This window comes from Carboxydocella sporoproducens DSM 16521 (genome assembly GCF_900167165.1).
Lineage (GTDB): Bacteria > Bacillota.
Genome location: NZ_FUXM01000007.1, coordinates 1 through 16,393 on the forward strand (window position 1 = coordinate 1; position 16,393 = coordinate 16,393).

Annotated in this window: 19 protein-coding genes; 16 read left to right on the plus strand and 3 right to left on the minus strand. The window is 50.1% G+C overall.

The genetic code is table 11. From position 1 onward, the window contains the following. Positions 1-286 precede the first annotated feature (286 nt). From prmA to B5D20_RS04205, 8 genes are all read left to right on the plus strand, one after another. Positions 287-1,225, plus strand: coding sequence for a 50S ribosomal protein L11 methyltransferase (gene prmA, locus B5D20_RS04170; RefSeq protein ID WP_078665068.1), 939 nt, complete (start codon positions 287-289; stop codon positions 1,223-1,225). 3 nt (positions 1,226-1,228) lie between these two features. After that, positions 1,229-1,990 carry a 16S rRNA (uracil(1498)-N(3))-methyltransferase gene (locus B5D20_RS04175; protein WP_078664972.1) on the plus strand — a complete coding sequence of 254 codons (762 nt, stop codon included), beginning with the start codon at positions 1,229-1,231 and terminating at the stop codon, positions 1,988-1,990. Then, complete coding sequence (mtaB, locus tag B5D20_RS04180; RefSeq protein WP_078664973.1) at positions 1,983-3,278, plus strand: tRNA (N(6)-L-threonylcarbamoyladenosine(37)-C(2))-methylthiotransferase MtaB; 1,296 nt, start codon at positions 1,983-1,985, stop codon at positions 3,276-3,278. The genes B5D20_RS04175 and mtaB overlap by 8 nt, the downstream gene beginning before the upstream one ends. Before the next feature lie 87 nt (positions 3,279-3,365). Beyond that, positions 3,366-3,710, plus strand: coding sequence for a histidine triad nucleotide-binding protein (locus tag B5D20_RS04185; RefSeq protein ID WP_078664974.1), 345 nt, complete (start codon positions 3,366-3,368; stop codon positions 3,708-3,710). A gap of 90 nt (positions 3,711-3,800) precedes the next feature. After that, the gene (gene rpsU, locus B5D20_RS04190; protein WP_078664975.1) at positions 3,801-3,977 is read left to right on the plus strand and encodes a 30S ribosomal protein S21; all 177 of its coding nucleotides are present in this window, start codon (positions 3,801-3,803) and stop codon (positions 3,975-3,977) included. Positions 3,978-3,993: 16 nt separating this feature from the next. Next, a complete protein-coding gene (locus B5D20_RS04195; RefSeq protein ID WP_078664976.1) occupies positions 3,994-4,443 on the plus strand; it encodes a GatB/YqeY domain-containing protein in 450 nt (149 codons plus the stop codon). 574 nt (positions 4,444-5,017) lie between these two features. Next, a complete protein-coding gene (locus B5D20_RS04200) occupies positions 5,018-5,638 on the plus strand; it encodes an amidase domain-containing protein (protein ID WP_200803463.1) in 621 nt (206 codons plus the stop codon). An 18-nt stretch (positions 5,639-5,656) separates the two neighbouring features. Next, the gene (locus B5D20_RS04205) at positions 5,657-6,232 is read left to right on the plus strand and encodes a nuclear transport factor 2 family protein (protein ID WP_078664977.1); all 576 of its coding nucleotides are present in this window, start codon (positions 5,657-5,659) and stop codon (positions 6,230-6,232) included. 61 nt (positions 6,233-6,293) lie between these two features. On the opposite strand, the gene B5D20_RS04210 is transcribed toward B5D20_RS04205, so the two are convergent. After that, positions 6,294-7,532: an L-lactate MFS transporter gene (locus tag B5D20_RS04210; RefSeq protein ID WP_078664978.1), complete on the minus strand. Its 1,239-nt coding sequence runs from the start codon at positions 7,530-7,532 to the stop codon at positions 6,294-6,296. 298 nt (positions 7,533-7,830) lie between these two features. Here B5D20_RS04210 and mntA point away from each other — a divergent pair, with 298 nt between their 5' ends. Genes mntA through B5D20_RS04225 form a run of 3 tightly spaced genes read left to right on the plus strand, consistent with a single transcriptional unit; the run spans position 7,831 to position 9,188 of the window. Next, complete coding sequence (gene mntA, locus B5D20_RS04215; RefSeq protein WP_159071821.1) at positions 7,831-8,250, plus strand: type VII toxin-antitoxin system MntA family adenylyltransferase antitoxin; 420 nt, start codon at positions 7,831-7,833, stop codon at positions 8,248-8,250. Beyond that, on the plus strand, positions 8,231-8,659 hold the full coding sequence (gene hepT, locus B5D20_RS04220) for a type VII toxin-antitoxin system HepT family RNase toxin (protein WP_143311794.1): 429 nt from the start codon (positions 8,231-8,233) through the stop codon (positions 8,657-8,659). Before mntA ends, hepT begins: the two co-directional genes overlap by 20 nt. Positions 8,660-8,675: 16 nt before the next feature. Continuing rightward, entirely contained in the window at positions 8,676-9,188 is a 513-nt protein-coding gene (locus tag B5D20_RS04225) for an NfeD family protein (protein WP_078664981.1), read from the plus strand. A gap of 26 nt (positions 9,189-9,214) precedes the next feature. Here the strand turns inward: B5D20_RS04225 and B5D20_RS04230 are convergent, their stop codons facing one another. Next, positions 9,215-11,902: an FAD-binding and (Fe-S)-binding domain-containing protein gene (locus B5D20_RS04230; RefSeq protein ID WP_078664982.1), complete on the minus strand. Its 2,688-nt coding sequence runs from the start codon at positions 11,900-11,902 to the stop codon at positions 9,215-9,217. 84 nt (positions 11,903-11,986) lie between these two features. Beyond that, entirely contained in the window at positions 11,987-12,568 is a 582-nt protein-coding gene (locus tag B5D20_RS04235) for a TetR/AcrR family transcriptional regulator (RefSeq protein ID WP_078664983.1), read from the minus strand. A gap of 143 nt (positions 12,569-12,711) precedes the next feature. Between B5D20_RS04235 and floA the strand changes: the two genes are divergently transcribed. From floA to B5D20_RS04255, 5 genes are all read left to right on the plus strand, one after another. Then, the gene (floA, locus tag B5D20_RS04240; protein ID WP_078664984.1) at positions 12,712-13,707 is read left to right on the plus strand and encodes a flotillin-like protein FloA; all 996 of its coding nucleotides are present in this window, start codon (positions 12,712-12,714) and stop codon (positions 13,705-13,707) included. Between the two features lie 6 nt (positions 13,708-13,713). Then, entirely contained in the window at positions 13,714-13,872 is a 159-nt protein-coding gene (locus B5D20_RS13820; protein WP_159071822.1) for a hypothetical protein, read from the plus strand. Between the two features lie 63 nt (positions 13,873-13,935). Beyond that, positions 13,936-14,208 carry a sporulation protein YqfC gene (gene yqfC, locus B5D20_RS04245; protein ID WP_078664985.1) on the plus strand — a complete coding sequence of 91 codons (273 nt, stop codon included), beginning with the start codon at positions 13,936-13,938 and terminating at the stop codon, positions 14,206-14,208. A gap of 12 nt (positions 14,209-14,220) precedes the next feature. Beyond that, positions 14,221-15,423: a sporulation protein YqfD gene (gene yqfD, locus B5D20_RS04250; protein WP_078664986.1), complete on the plus strand. Its 1,203-nt coding sequence runs from the start codon at positions 14,221-14,223 to the stop codon at positions 15,421-15,423. Continuing rightward, a complete protein-coding gene (locus B5D20_RS04255) occupies positions 15,424-16,392 on the plus strand; it encodes a PhoH family protein (protein ID WP_242946657.1) in 969 nt (322 codons plus the stop codon). Position 16,393 lies beyond the last annotated feature (1 nt).

Here is a 16,393-nt window from a genome sequence, read left to right on the forward strand (position 1 = left end):
TGACCTGAAGTTATTGGCCCTGTCCGTACGGTGACCCCGTTTAGCCGGTGTCGGACAAACCGGTAGGCGTCCTAACAGGACGCGGGAGGCGGAGTTATACTCCCACCGGGAGGTCAGCATAAACCGGTGCAGTACTCCCGTCCGGGTGGAACTCCCGGGCCGAGGTCCCCTGTCGCCCTGCCCCGCGGGGGTAAATCAAGTATTCGGAAAGGAGGCGAAATCCTGGTCTGGGGGCCAACTTGGCTGGAGATAAAAACAGTCAAGTTTTTTGAACCAGGTTGGGCAAATGAAGTGGCAGGAAATTCAGGTGACTGTCCACCGGGATGGAGTGGAAGCGGTAGCCAATATTCTACATGAGACTGGAGCCAATGGAGTAATCATCGAAGACCCGCAGTTGAAATGGCAATACATTGAGGAGAAACGCTGGGATTATTATGAATTTCCCGAGGAAGAGGCGGGTGATCCCGATCTGGTGGTGGTCAAGGCTTACCTGCCCGAAGGAACAAAGCTGGCCGCCCAGGTGGAAGATGTGAAGCGGGCGGTCAATGACCTGAAACATTATCATTTGCCCGGACTCTATTGTGAACTGGCCTTTTCCCTGGTTGATGACCAGGACTGGGCGACCTCCTGGAAAAAATATTTTAAAACGGAAAAAATAGGAGAGAAGATAGTGATCAAACCCACCTGGGAGGATTATCAGGCTCAGGATGGGGAGATCGTGGTAGAACTGGATCCGGGGATGGCCTTTGGCACCGGAACCCATCCCACTACTGCCATGTGTATCCGGGCCCTGGAAAAACTTTTCCCCGGTCCCAGAGTTGTCTATGATGTGGGCACCGGTTCTGGCGTGCTGGCCATCGTGGCCGCTAAACTGGGGGCAGAAGATGTCCTGGCCATCGATCTGGATGAAACGGCGGTCAAGGTGGCCTGGGAAAATGCCGACCAGAATGATGTCACCCATATTGTCCGGGTGGAAGAAGGCAATTTGCTGGATACAGTGGCCGAGCCCGCGGATTTGATTATCGCCAACATTATCGCTGATATCATCATCATGGTTACACCGGCAGTAAAGGAACACCTGCTGCCTGGTGGCCGGTTCCTCTGTTCCGGCATTATCGAGGAAAGGGAACAGGAGGTCAGGGCTGCCCTGGAGGTCAGTGGCCTGACTATAGTGGAAACCTGGCGGGATAGCGGCTGGGTAGCTATGCTGGCCGAAAGGAGATAGGAGATGACCCGCTTTTTTGTCCAACCAGAGCAAATCGGTGAACAGTATATTACCATCACCGGGGACGATGCCTACCATTTGGCCCGGGTGCTGCGGGCCAAACCGGGAGAGCTGCTGGAGGCCGTCTGCGGTGATGGTTATGTATATTCCGGGGAAATTGTGGAAATTGCTAAAGATAGGGTGTTTGCCCGCAGGCAGGAGCGTCAGCCTGACCTATCCGAATCCCCTCTGGAAATCTGTCTGGTTCAGGGGCTACCCAAAGGGGAAAAAATGGAGCTGGTACTGCAGAAAGGTACAGAGCTGGGGGTCAAGCGCTTTATCCCCCTGGTTATGGCCAGGACGGTAGTAAGGCTGGAAGGCAATAAAGCCGCCGAACGGGTGGAACGCTGGCGCAAGATCGTACGGGAAGCGGCCAAACAATGCCGCCGTGGGCTGGTGCCGGAAGTGGACCCAGTTGCAACCTGGGAACAGCTCTGGCCGCAAATCCAGGCAGGGGACCTGCTACTTCTGCCCTGGGAAGAAGAGCAAAGCCGGGGGTTAAGGCAGCTGGCTGCTACTCTGCCGGTTCCTGGCCCCCGCCGCGTCTTTGTCATCATTGGCCCTGAAGGAGGGATAACCCCGGAGGAAGCAGCAGCGGCCCTGGAAAAGGGGGCCATCAGCATCAGCCTGGGGCCTCGGATTTTGCGCACAGAAACGGCGGCTATCACTGCAATCAGTCTGATCCAGTATCTCTGGGGCGACCTAGGAGGTGAGCCTAATGGCTGAACGAACAGTAGCTTTTGCTACTCTGGGCTGCAAGACCAATCAGTATGAAAGTGAAGCCATGGCCTCCCTCTTTCGTCAGGCCGGCTACCAGGTAGTGGATTTTGAACAACCGGCAGATGTCTATATCATCAATACCTGTTCTGTTACCCATCTCAGCAACCGCAAAAGCCGCCAGTTGATCCGGCGGGCTGCCCGCCGGGGTGGGCTGGTGGTGGTGACTGGCTGTTATGCCCAAACGGCTCCAGGGGAAGTGCTGGCCATCGAGGGTGTAGACCTGGTAGTGGGCACCCGCGACCGCCAGCAGCTGGTGCAGCTGGTGGAAGAAGCCCGCGCCGGTACGGAACCTCTGGCCCGGGTGGAGAATATCATGGAAGCAGCGGCTTTTGAGGAAATCGCTCCCGTTCTAGAGGAGGGGCGGGCCCGGGCTTTTGTCAAAATCCAGGAAGGCTGCAATAATTTCTGCAGTTATTGTATTATCCCCTATGCCCGGGGACCCCAGCGCAGCCGGGAGCCAGCCCGGGTGCTGGCGGAAATCCAGGCCCTGGTGGAACGGGGTTATCAGGAAGTGGTTCTGACCGGTATCTGTATCGGGGCCTATGGCCGGGAAGGCGGCGAGGGCGACCTGGCCTGGCTGGTGGAAAAAATCTGCCGGGAAACAGGCATACGCCGTTTACGCCTGGGCTCTATTGAGCCCACTAACCTGACACCGGCCTTGTTAGAGATAATGGCAGATTATCCACAGGTTTGTCCCCATCTACATATCCCCCTGCAAAGCGGCTGTGATGTAACCTTAAGGGAAATGAACCGCCATTACAGCACCTATGAGTATGCCCGCCTGCTGGGAGTGGTGCGGGAATTTTTGCCCCAGGCGGCTATAACTACCGATGTGATTGTGGGATTTCCCGGGGAATCAGGGGAACACTTTGCCGCAACTAAAGACTTTATCAGCCAGATGGGTTTTGCCCGCTTGCATGTTTTCCCTTACTCACCACGTCAGGGAACTCCTGCTGCAGAACGGACAGACCAGGTTCCGGCAGCGGTGAAGGAAAAGCGGGTGAAAGAGCTAAACCAGCTGGGACGACAGCTGGCCCGCAATTATGGACAGCGTTTTCTTGAAACAATCCAGGCAGTGCTGGTGGAACAGGAATATAAAGACGGTTTCTGGGAAGGCCTGACCGCCAATTATTTACGGGTTTTGTTACCAGCCCGGCCAGAGGAAAGAGGACAGCTAATTTCTGTTCGCCTCATCGGATGGCGTGGAGATTATCTGGTTGGGGAAAGATTGTAAATTTTTTGCGACAATAAGCAGGATTTGTTGTGGTAAATAGCGAATTATATAGTGTTGCAACCAGTATTCGGCGGAAGGAGGTGTACTATGCAGGACTGCATTTTTTGCAAGATCGTCAACAGGGAAATCCCGGCCAAAGTAGTATATGAAGATGAAAAAGTGCTGGTTTTCCACGATATTAACCCGGTGGCACCCATTCATCTTTTGCTTATTCCCAAGCAGCACATCCCTCATTTGCTGGCTGCGGATGAAGTTGACGAAGCACTGTTGGGACACCTTCAGCTTGTCGCCGGACGGGTTGCCAAGGACCTGGGTTTGGAGGAAAAGGGTTTTCGACTCGTAACCAATAATTTGAAGGATGCGGGTCAGGTTGTTTTCCACCTCCACTACCACCTGTTAGCCGGGCGTCCCTTTGGCTGGCCGCCGGGTTAAATGGGGTTATTGACACCCCTTTGTATTGTAGGATATAATAGGCAAGGCGCTTAATTAGCGCTAGGGTGCCAGTGGAGGGGAGGGAAACAGATGTCTGAAGTTCGCGTGGGTAAAAACGAATCCCTGGACAGCGCCCTGCGGCGGTTCAAGAAATCCTGCCAGCGGGCCGGGGTTCTTTCTGAAGTGAGAAAACGGGAACACTATGAAAAACCCAGTGTTAAACGGAAGAAGAAGTCCGAAGCTGCCAGAAAGCGTAAGTTCCGCTAATTAAGGGGGTTACCTTATGTCCCTGTTAGAGCGGTTGACAGCTGATATGAAAGAGGCCATGAAAGCCAAGGAAGCCGGGAAAGTCCGCCTCTCCACCATTCGCATGGCCAAATCAGCTATCAAGAACGCAGAAATTGAAAAAAAGCGGGAATTGACGGAAGAGGAAATCATCGAAGTCATTGCCCGTGAAGTCAAACAGCGGCGGGATGCCATGGAGGAGTACCGCAAGGCTGGCCGTGAGGATATCGTCCAGCAGCTGGAAGCAGAGGTGGCAGTCCTGCTGCCTTACCTGCCAGAACAGCTGGATGAAAACCAGTTACGGCAACTGATCCAGGAAGCCATCGCAGCTACCGGGGCCCAGGGGCCTAAGGAAATGGGCAAGGTCATGGGCTATCTGATGCCGAAAATTAAAGGCCGGGCCGATGGCAAACTGGTCAATCATCTGGTTAAGGAATATCTGGGATAAAAACAGGCCCGGGATCGAAGATCCCGGGCTTTTGATGTGCGCCCGGCATGGGCGTTGTCTATAGGGTGGAAGTCCCGAACGGCAAAGGTAGCAGTAGCCGTAGCTTAAGAAGCGGGGCTAAAGCTCATCCGCTGTTATCTTCAGGCCGGTGTAATGGTCAATGGGGTAGTAATGGACGGGCTAACCCCCTAATTTTGGATACATACTTTTAAATTCTCAAGTTTTCGTTGATTTTTCTCTCAATCTAATAAAATTTCATAAAATCACTTACTACTTTGTAGGCTTCGGCATATGTTTGGAACTCATACAAGCTTAAGCATTCTGCTTCTAGAATGTTTTTCCTGGAAAATACGAAATTTGATTTGTGGACCATTATCTGTTCTGATAACAGGTTTAATTTCTCCCTCAAGTAGTTTTCGCTTCCATAATGCCTGTTCCAGTGTTCGTAAGTCGAATTGTAGTAGATAAACAAGTTATTTGACGAAACTTTTTGGAAAATATTAGTTGACAATGTTTTTTTTTATTATTACTTACGGGGCCCCAAAAAACTTCAAAGAATTGGGGGAGATTATATTTGAAAGGTGGCATTTTAAGTAAATCCTATATTTGGGCTATTACTTTGGTCGTTTTAATTTTTATATTTACTTTAAGCCCTCATGTTCATGCATACAACAGTACAGGCGCTGTTTCATATGCTGAAAAGTGGGCAAAAAGTCGAAACTCTAACTATCCATCATTTGATAACGATTGTACAAACTTTGTTTCTCAGGCTATCCATGACCCTACGGGTGCTGGTAAACCCTTTGATGAGTCAGGATCATCCCAGTATTTTATGTGGTATATATATAAACGGTGGTGGGGATGGGATTATACCACAACCTGGTCAGTAGCAAGTCACTTTTATAATTACCTAAGAGAAAATCCAGCTGGCTCCTGGATTAACTCATGGAATCCTCCGCAACCTACCACACCTTCTGATATGAAGGAAGGTGACATACTTTTCTATGATTGGAATAACGATGGTTCTAAAGACCATGCAGCTATTGTGGTAGGATACGGGACTGATCCTACTTCCGGTTATGTTGGTAATTTACAAGACCAGCATACTACTGACAGATATCATGCCATTTGGCACTTACGCCCTTACAATTCCAAATGGACTACCACCGTAATTTATGATATGAGACCTTTTTGAAAAGGGGACAAATAGATAATGCAAGTTACAAAGAAAAGTTTATTTATCAGTACTCTTATTGTCTTATCCGCCTTAGTCATAATATGGGGAGGTCTGGGCTTTGTTGATAAAAATACAGCCGATGACCAGGCAGAGATTCGCCAGACAATTTTAAAATCTGTTGAATTAAGCCAGTCTCTTCCAGTACTCCCTGAACCTCAGGCATCAACCCCCCAGGAAAAAATTCCTGATCAAGTAAAAAGAATAATGTATGATAAGATTACATCCAGCTTGATGGAAATCTACAGCTCCAAATCTCCCTTACTTATACAACGTATTAGCGCCTTACAACAAGCTGTTGACAAACAAGAGCTGGAAAAGTTCAGAGCCAGGGGTGGCGGCTACTCTAAAGTCGAAAACGTTCAGATTACTATCAATGGAGATTCAGCCACTGCCCAGGCTGATATTACCACCTGGTCAGAATTTATCGAGGCAAATGGTAAAAAATTCAGGCCAGAAAATGGCGGACATTATGTATTTAGCCTGGTTAAAGAAAATGGTAAGTGGAAAATAACCGGTGAAGAATTTAGCTTTCTGCCTGGACAAGAACCTTAATCAATGTTAAAAAGGGGCTTTTTCAGCCCCTTTTCCTTTTTAATCTCTGAGCTTAAGCACCCTAAGCCACATGTTTTTCTTCCTGGCCTAAAAGGGCGACAGAGCGGGGAGCCCGCGTCACCAGAGACAGGCCGGCGGCCAGGACGCAGAGCAGGGCAGCGATATAATAGGCATAAGTATAAGTGCCGGTGGTATCGGCTACCCAGCCTGCCAGTAACGGTCCCACCATACCGCCTACTCCCCAGGCGGTGAAAACAATCCCGTAGTTCAGCCCCAGGTTTCTGGTGCCGAAATAGTCAGCGGTAGCAGAGGGGAAGAGGGAGAGACAGGCCCCGTAATTGAAGCCAACCAGGGCAGCGCCGGCGGCCAGCAGGGACAGAGTGTTCAGTTTGGCGAACAGGCTCATGACAATTGCCTGCAGCACGAAGACCAGCAGCATGGTGCGGGTACGGCCGATAATATCAGAGAGGATCCCGGCAATTATTCGCCCTCCGGCATTGAAAATGGCCAGCAGAGCCACCAGGGCAAAACCCCACTGGATATTGAGCTGAACCTTGGCGATTTTGGAAAGATGGCCGATAATCATTAACCCGGCAAGGGAGCCGCAGGCAAACATGAGCCAGAGCAAATAGAACTGCCGGGTTTTCAGCATTTCCTGCCAGCTGTAGTCATTAACAGCAGGAGCAGTATTCTGGGGTTTGCCCGCAGGGCTGGCCACGGGAGCTTTGTAATCAGCGGGCGGGTTAGTCAACAGCTGGGCCAGCAGGGTGGCGACCAGCAGAAAGGCGATGCCCAGGATCCGGAAAGAATCATTGATTCCATATACTTTTAACAGGTAGTTGGTCAATGGGGCGATATAGACGGAAGCAAGGCCAAAACCGCTGACCACAATCCCGGTGATCAAGCCTTTCTTTTCCGGGGGAAACCATTTGACGGCAGCGGGGGTGGCGGCGGCATAACCTAGGCCTATGCCGGCCCCGGCTAACAGGCCGAAAGAAATGGTGATCCCCATTACTGAATCGAAAAAGCTGGCCAGAATCAGGCCGCTACCAGTCAAGATGCCACCGACCGTAGCTACAATTCGGGGGCCGGCTTTATCCTGCCAGCGCCCGGCGGGAATCATCATCAGGGCAAAAACCAGAATGGCCAGGGTATAAGGTAAAGAGGATTGGGTTTTGCTCCAGTTCCACTGTTCAGTTAAAGCTTTGGCAAAGACGCTCCAGGCATATAGCACGCCCAGGGCCAGATTGATACCCGTCCCGGCCAGGGTCACAACCCAGCCGCGGGATGAATTAGCCATTTCACACACCTCCTGTTTTGAGGAAGGCGGGCCCCTGCCTTCCGGAGAGCTCTCCTGAATTTGTTATTTCCTGTTATCAATTGTAAGCCATAAAGAGAAAAAAAGCGGTACAATTTCCGGTAATAAAAAAAAATAAATCCTGAATGGAAGTTATGAGCATATAAATGGTATATAGTAGAATTGACAAACAATTTGAAAATTTGGGTGAACGGGCTTGAATGATTATTCAATGGAAAGTTTGAAAAAATGGCATTTTTCCCCTGTTTCAGGTATAATGGTAGCAAAGGCGGTGAGAAGGATGGAAGAACTGGCTTTATTACATCCATTGTGGAAAAAAAATAAAGTAGTGGCGGTCTGGCTGTTTGGGTCACGGGCGCGCGGTGAGGCCAGAGAGGATAGCGACTGGGACCTGGCTCTTTTATTTAAGCAACCATATCCAGGGTTGCAGGAAAAAATGAGCTTAATTGCTGATGTTACGGGTATCCTTAAAACTGATAAAGTTGACATTGTTTTTTTACATGATGCCCCTCTGGTTTTGCAGAAGGAAATAGTATATGATGGTAAAGTCATTTTTGAAACTGACTGGGACTTCCGGACTGATTTCGAGGAAATGGTGGTTCGTCGCTGGCTGGATTTTGAACCAGTCTGGCAACAAATGACCAGGGATTTACTGGAAAACCTGAAGGAAGAGTTCGGAGGTGGTGAAAGTGGTCTATAATTCAACGCGCCTGTTTGCCTATTTAGAAAATTTAAAGGAAAGATATTTTAATCTTGCTGAAATGGCAAAGCTGAGTAAAGAGGAATTTTTAGCAGACAAACGCAATAGCGATATCGTGTTTGCCAATCTATATATTGCTTTAAATATAATTCTGGATGCTGGCTCACATATTATTGTCAAAAATGGACAGAAAAGGCCGGGTACCTATCGGGAAATTATTGATGAACTGGGTAAGCTGGGGGTAATTCCGGCGGATTTTGCAGAAAGAGTTAAAGGGCTGGCCGGATATCGCAATCGTATGGCTCATGGTTACATTGATATAACACCGGAAGAGCTATATCAGATAATTACTGAAAATCTTGCTGATATTAAAAAATTCATTGGCTATTTCAGTCGATTGCTCACCTAGAGGGAGGGAGAGGGAATTGCCTTATCCTGCGTTTTATCTTAACGGCTGGGAAGCGCTATTGATCTTCATGATCGGGTTCCTGGCCTTACTGGTGGAAATCCTGGTTATCCCTGGTTTTGGGCTGGTAGGACTGGCGGGTATCCTGTTCATGCTCTTTGCCCTTTATCTGGCCCTGCATGCCCCGGGAGCGGTGCTGGCTGCTCTGGCTCTGGCTATTCTGGTTGCTGCCGTTGTTCTCTACTGGGCCTGGCGGCGGATGGAAGAAAAAAGATTGCTGAATCAGCTCATTCTCACCGATAACCAGGAAAGCAAAGCCGGTTATCTGGCCCCTGATCCTTCCTGGCAGAAACTAGTGGGAAAAAGCGGGCTGACGCTGACGCCTTTGCGTCCGGCGGGCAAGGTGGAAATAGCTGGCCAGGTGGTGGATGTAGTCTCAGAAGGGGAGTACCTCCCCGGAGGTGTAAAGGTGACAGTAATCAAGGTCGAGGGACAAAGGATTGTAGTGAGAAAAGAAAAACCCGGGCCATAAAGGCTCGGGTTTTCTCATAGCCTTTTTTATTTATGGTATTTCTGTTTCAGCATTATGCAGGCTGGGGTTAACAGTTTGATGGCGGCTTCCATATAGCTTGCAATCGCAGCTGTTGGGTCATAGATTTCTTCAATTCCCATGGCTTCAGCTACCAAATCGGTGATATCTTTTTGCTTGACGTTGGCGTTGAGCATATTGGAAGTAAAGTTCATTTGTGAGCCACAACCGGCACAGTTGGTTACAATGTACTCGGCTCCGGTGGCTGTGGCCTCATTAATCCGTTTTTGTCCGGAATAGCCGACAGTGGGAATGGATTGGAAGGAAGCGACCAGACCGCAACAAAGGCCTTTTTCGCGGTTATGCTCCATTTCAATCAGTTCAATCCCGGGAATGGCTTTCAAGATTGCCCGTGGTTCTTCATAAATATTAAACCAGCGCCCGCAGTGGCAGGAATCATGGTAAGTAACTTTAGCGTTGATGGGTTTGGTGAAGCGCAATTTTCCTTCCTGCAACAAGCGGTTAAGGAAAACCGTCACGTGTTCTGTTTCAATATCCCAGTCAATTCCCAGATGGTGAGCCATCTCCGGATAATTTTCCGTAAAGGTGGCAAAACAGCCGGGACAGGACAGGAGTAATTTTTTAACCCCTCGTTTTTTCAGATTTTCATAGTTGGCCTTAACTTTGGCCCCGAACTCTTCCATATACCCACCTAAAGCATGATAAAGTCCGCAACATCCTTCATCAGCACCAAGATAGACGAAAGGCACTCCTGCTTTGTTCATAATGCGCGCAATATTCTGCGGCATGTTTTTCATGATAATGGAAGCCCAGCAGCCTGGCCAGTAGGCTATTTCCCCTTCTTCCTCGTACTTGATTTCAGGGGTAATCCAGCTTTTGGTTTCTGCCGGCACGCCCCAGAAGTTACCGCTGTTAACTACATTATCTTTTACTAACTCAAGCCCGGTGTTGATAAAACCGGCCTGATTGACGGCAGGTCGCATTTCCAGCCACCGGTGGGCATTGGGTAACAGGGTCTGACAGACCAGATCGCATTTTTTACAGGTAGTACAGTTAAACAGGGCGGTCACTGCTGTCTCATCCAGATCGATATTGCCTTTGGCATATTCGTTCAGGATATACCACTTTCCTCTAGGTGAATTGGATTCCCAGGGGTCGGGCATAAATACGGTGCAGTTAGTACGGCAGAAACCGCATTGGGCGCAAATGTAACTTTCGGCCAACACAGCACCGGAAAAGGGACCTTTGGCTTTTTCCTCGATATGATCTTTAGCTGAATTTCCGCCGAGCAGGCTGGTTAACCCGCCTAATAGGGATTTACCCATGGTAGCACCTTTTATGGCGGTATTTAACATCTTAAGGGGTGAATTTTTATCCAGACCGGGGGGAAGAATTTTTCCAGGATTAAGGATGCCCTGGGGATCGGTTTCTTGCTTGAACTTCACTATCTGTTTTAACAGGTTATTTCCCAGTAGCTGTTCGGCGTAATCGGTAAAGTACATGCCCAGGGCGAAAATTTTACCCCCCAGTTTGGTGGCAATGTCATTGATGATCAGGGAATTGGCATAGAGCAGAGGGAAATTGAGTTTGCGTTCATCAGCCGGCATCAGACCTAAAAAGGTAATGGCATCTTGCCCGACGAAAGTACCCTCGAAAGCAAATTCTCCTTTGAATTTGTGTTCCACTTCACCAATAAATTCAGCGGCTTTTGCCAGGGGTACTATTACTTCTGACGCAATCAGGGAAGGCCCCAGTCTTTTCAGGCGCATGGTATAGAAACGGTTATTCCATTCATGGTGAGCAGCTTCGGAAGAAAGCAGCTGACCACCGGCCCGGGCAATCAGTGTTTGCGCTATATCGACCTGTTTTTCATCAGGAGAGGATAAAACAATATTGACCAGGTATTTATCCTCTGGTAACACCTTTTCCCGGGTAGCGCTTTGATGTAAGGCGATAAATTCTGGTGTCAGCACTGTTATGTTCCAGACAGGAAGATTATGGTTTTCCAGTTCTTTGACAAGCTCGGGTAAGGGCAAAAGATTGTTAAATACTGCGGCAAAGGGAAAATCATTTTTTTGCTTCATTACTTTCAAAGTAATTTCGTAAATAATTCCGGTGATACCTTCCAGGCCGTAAATCAAATCCAGGTCTTGCAGAGAGAATGTTCTTTCTGTGCCATCGCCAAGGATAGCTTTTACCTCCACCAGATTATCTTTAAAACTGCCGTAGCGATAGCTGCCCAGTCCTGTTCCTCCTTGAGCTGTCCAACCGCCAACAGTGGAACCGGGATAACTGGAGGGATATAGCCTGAGGGTATATCCGCGGGAGGCAAGAAAACTATCCAGCTCTTCCCAGACAATACCTGGCTCGACAGTAATAGTTTGTTGCTCCGGATCAAAAGCGATGATATTTTTCATGCGGATCAGGTCCACTATTACGCCGCCTTTGGTGGGAATGGCTCCGCCGAAGCCTGATGTAGCGGCACCGCGGGGGATTAACGGAGTTCTGGTTTCATTGGCCCACTTCATTAAATCGATTAATTCCTGTTTGTTTTCCGGCTGCACTACTGCAGAAGGCATGGAATTGAAGGTTTTTTTCACTGCTGCTGGCAGCACTCCGACGTCATGGCTGTACAAAAGCCGTTCCAGTTGATTGTCCCGAAAACGGTTACCAAAAAGGTCTTTTAGGGTTTGCATAATTCTACCTCCTCCGCTTATATTGATTGTGTATTTAATCACATATACAGAAAGAATAATCTTTCTGTATATGTGAAAAATATTTTAAGCTCTAAGGGCAGAGAAAATAAGTTCCGCTGTCTCATCTATCAGGTTGCTCAACGGTTCGGTAATGACACCGTCAGTTTTCAGTTCGATCATTCTCATAATGGGGCCGGAAACCATGGCGGCCAGCAATATGGGATTAACAGGTTTGAACTCACCGCAAGCCTGACCACAGCTGATAATTTCTTTGACCGCTTCCAAACCTTCAGCGGTACAGATAGTAAAATTACAGTTAAGCACTTCCGGGGGACGGGCGTGTAATAGATAATTTACGGTGATCAAATCCGTGTCCGCCCATTCAAACATCATTTTGACAAAATATCTCACCTTTTCGCGCCCTGATTGCCGGGGGCGGACATAGCAGTCATATTTGTTCAGAAACAGGTTTACCGCATCTTCATGGATGGTTCGGGCCAGTTCTTCCTTGGAGGGAAAGTGGTGGTAGATAGCTCCGATACTGACGCCGCTCGCCCTGACCAGATCGGGAATACTGGCACGATGATAGCCTTTTTCCACAAACAGTTTTCGCGCTACATTGTAAATTTTGTTTTTGATCTCCGTATCGGGAGTCGTTTTCTTCAAACTCGTAACCTCCACCGAATGATCTTTCTGTTTGATTTTATTATATACCAGTGCTGTTCTCTGCGCAAGACAAAAAATGGTTGTTATATGTATAACAAATCGGATATAATTGTAAAAGAACAGGGAAAGGAGAGGATGGAAATATGTATTTACCCCAAATAGCTGGTCTTGGGCTGGGATTGAGTTTTGTTTTGCTCTTTTTTATCATCATCGTTGTTTTTAGTTTTATTCCCCTGGGTTTGTGGATTAGTGCCCTGGCTTCTGGAGTGCCGGTGGGAATTGTTACCCTGATCGGGATGCGGCTGCGCCGGGTACCGCCGGCCCAGATTGTCAACCCTCTGATCAAGGCTCGTAAAGCCGGGCTGGACCTCAGTGTCAACCAGCTGGAGGCCCATTTTCTGGCCGGAGGCAATGTGGACCGGGTTGTGGATGCCCTGATTGCGGCGGAACGGGCCAATATTCCTCTGGCTTTTGAGCGAGCTGCGGCCATTGATCTGGCCGGTCGCAATGTTCTGCAGGCTGTACAGATGAGCGTGAACCCTAAAGTAATTGAAACCCCCCTGATTTCAGCGGTGGCCAAGGACGGCATCGAGGTAAAAGCCATCGCCCGGGTGACAGTAAGGGCCAATATCGACCGCCTGGTGGGCGGTGCGGGGGAAGAGACCATCATCGCCCGGGTGGGTGAAGGGGTAGTAACCACGGTGGGCAGCAGTGAATCCCACAAGGCGGTGCTGGAAAACCCTGATCTGATTTCCCGTACGGTACTGGCCAAAGGTTTGGATGCCGGGACAGCTTTTGAGATATTGTCCATCGACATTGCTGATGTGGATGTGGGGCGCAACGTAGGGGCACAGTTGCAGACAGACCAGGCTGAGGCGGATAAGCGGATTGCCCAGGCCAAGGCGGAAGAGAGACGGGCGATGGCGGTGGCCCGGGAACAGGAAATGAAGGCGATGGTGCAGGAGATGCGGGCCAAAGTGGTAGAAGCGGAAGCTGAGGTACCACGGGCCCTGGCCCAGGCTTTACGGGAAGGAAGGCTGGGGGCGATGGACTATTATGCCCTGCAGAACCTGCTGGCTGATACCCGCATGCGGGATAGTATCGCTGGACCCCGCCAGCCGGAAGCGGGAAAGGAGTAGGTCTGGATGGAGAAAAGGAAAAAAGAAAAGCAAAGCCAGCGGGAAACCAGGCGGGAGCAAGAGCTGGAGCCCCGGGAATGGCAACGGGAGGACTGGCGCCAGGCGATTCTGGCCCGGGAGATTCTGGGACCCTGTAAAGGCAGGAAATGGTTTTTTGGCAGGTAACAGGCAGGCATATAACCCCTCCTGTCCTCATAAATATGGATGAGGACAAAGGAGGGGATTTTTATGTCCTGGAAGAACTGGCGGCAGAATTTGAACCAGATTCTGGATTTACCCCGGGATGTGACTTTGAATTTGCCCAAAATCATTGTCTCTGGCCAGGTACAGGCCATTCTGGAAAACCATCGGGGGGTAGTGGAATACAGTCCGGAAAGAGTTCGCTTTCAGCTGGAGAAGGGACAATTGCTGCTGAAAGGCAAGGATCTGGTATTAAGGGGAATATTGCCGGAAGAAGCGGTAGTGGAAGGCTGGATTACCGGTATCGAGTTTCTGGAGTAGGGGGGAAAAGAGATGCTGGTACAGAGAATACTGGCCTGGTTAAGGGGATATGTGATTATTCGCATTCGCGGGCCTCGGCTGGAACGGCTGCTGAATATGGCTGTGAGCCGGGGTATTTATTTATGGGATATTGTCCGCTTAAAGGATGGGTCTGCCCTGGCCAAGGTCTCTCTCCCCGGGTTTTTGGCGCTGCGCCATTTGCGCCGAAGACTTAATCTGCAACTGGGCATAGCAGCTCGCCGGGGCCTGCCCTTCTGGTGGAGTGCCTTGAAAAAAAGACAAATGCTGCTCTATGGGGCGTTATTATTTGTTTTTGTCCTCTATCTGGGGGCGAGTTTTGTCTGGCAGGTTGATGTGGTGGGTAACAAAAACCTGAGTCGGGAACAATTATTGCGCGCGGCAGAGGCCCAGGGCTTAAAGCCCGGGGTGTGGAAGAAACAGCTGCCTTTGGAACGGCTGGAAAAACAGCTGTTACTGCAGTTTCCCCAGCTGGCCTGGCTGGAAATCGATTTTGAAGGAACCCGGGCCCTGATTCGGGTGGCCGAAAAAAAACTGCCACCGGAAAAGGAGGTAGCTATCGAGGGACCGGCTTCACTGGTGGCTAATAAAGAAGGGGTTATCTGTGAAATCCTGGTCTTCAGCGGGGAAGGCCGGGTGAAGGAAGGGGATACTGTCAAACCAGGAGATATCCTGATTGATGGGGTATTAACTCCCCCGGTGCCCACTACTCCCGATAGTCCCCCGCCGGAACCGAAAAAGGTACAGGCTCAGGGGATTGTGCGGGCCCGGGTCTGGTATGAGGCTATTGTGGAAACAGAACGGGAGCTGAGCTGGCAGGAACCGGGGGAAGTAATCGGACGGAAAGTGATTGTAAATCTGCGCGGGCACAGCTATACTTTATGGCAGTGGGAAAATAATCGCAGTTCTGGCCCCAGGGTTACCGCGGAAAAGAGAAGGAATCCGCTGCCCGGTGTCGAATTAATTACTGTTGAACAAAAACAGCTGCTGACCAGGCGCAAACAGCTGACAGCAGCAGAGGCAGAAACTCTGGTGCGGGAAAAAGCCTGGCAGCAAATTGCCAGCCAGCTGCCGGCCGGAGCCGAGGTGTTGCAGAAATCGTTTACCTTGCTGGATTCCGGCAATAATAGTACCGTAAAAGGCAGAATAATTGTGGAGACCAGAGAACCCATAGGAGAGTTGAGGAGGATTGAATAATTGGTCAGGACAGTAGAAGAAAAAGTGATATTCGGCGATAACGGTGAGGCAGCCCGGATTTTTGGCCAGCTGGATGGTCATCTGACCCTGATGGAGCGCGAATTTCCAGTCCAGCTGGCAGCCCGGGGCAATACTGTCACCATCCGCGGGGAAGAGGAGACAGTCAGCCAGGTACGGCAGGTTTTTGGCCAGTTAACCCAGCTGGCGCGACAACAGGAGGTTTTAACCAGCCAGGATGTGTTGCAGGTTATCGGCATGGTGAAAAAGGGCAGGGCGGAAGAGAGTGCCCTCTTGAGTCAAGAAGTAATCTTGCACAATGCCAGGGGCAAGGCGGTGCGGCCCAGAACCAATGGCCAGAAGGCCTATTTACAGGCGATCCAGCAGCATGATGTGGTTTTCGGTATCGGGCCTGCCGGCACGGGCAAGACTTACCTGGCGGTGGTGATGGCAGTCCTGGCTTTACGGCGGCGGGAGGTCAGCCGGCTTATCCTCACTCGCCCGGCGGTGGAAGCGGGGGAAAAACTGGGCTTTTTGCCCGGGGATTTACAGGAAAAAGTGGACCCGTATCTGCGGCCTCTCTATGATGCCCTTTATGATCTACTGGGGCAAGAAATTACCCAGCGTTATCTGGAGAAGGGCATTATTGAAGTGGCACCTCTGGCTTATATGCGGGGAAGAACCCTGGAAGACAGTTTTATCATACTCGATGAGGCGCAAAATACTACACCGGAACAGATGAAAATGTTTCTGACCCGATTGGGCTTAGGCTCCCGGGCAGTGATCACCGGGGATATCACCCAGATCGATTTGCCCCGGGGCCAGTTTTCCGGCCTGGTGGAGGTTCAGCAGATTTTGCGCGGAATCGAAGGGATAAGTTTTTGTTATCTCTCAGAAGCAGATGTAGTACGGCATCCGCTGGTGCAGCGAATTGTGGAGGCATATCGGCGGCGTAACGAACGGAGTGAATAGC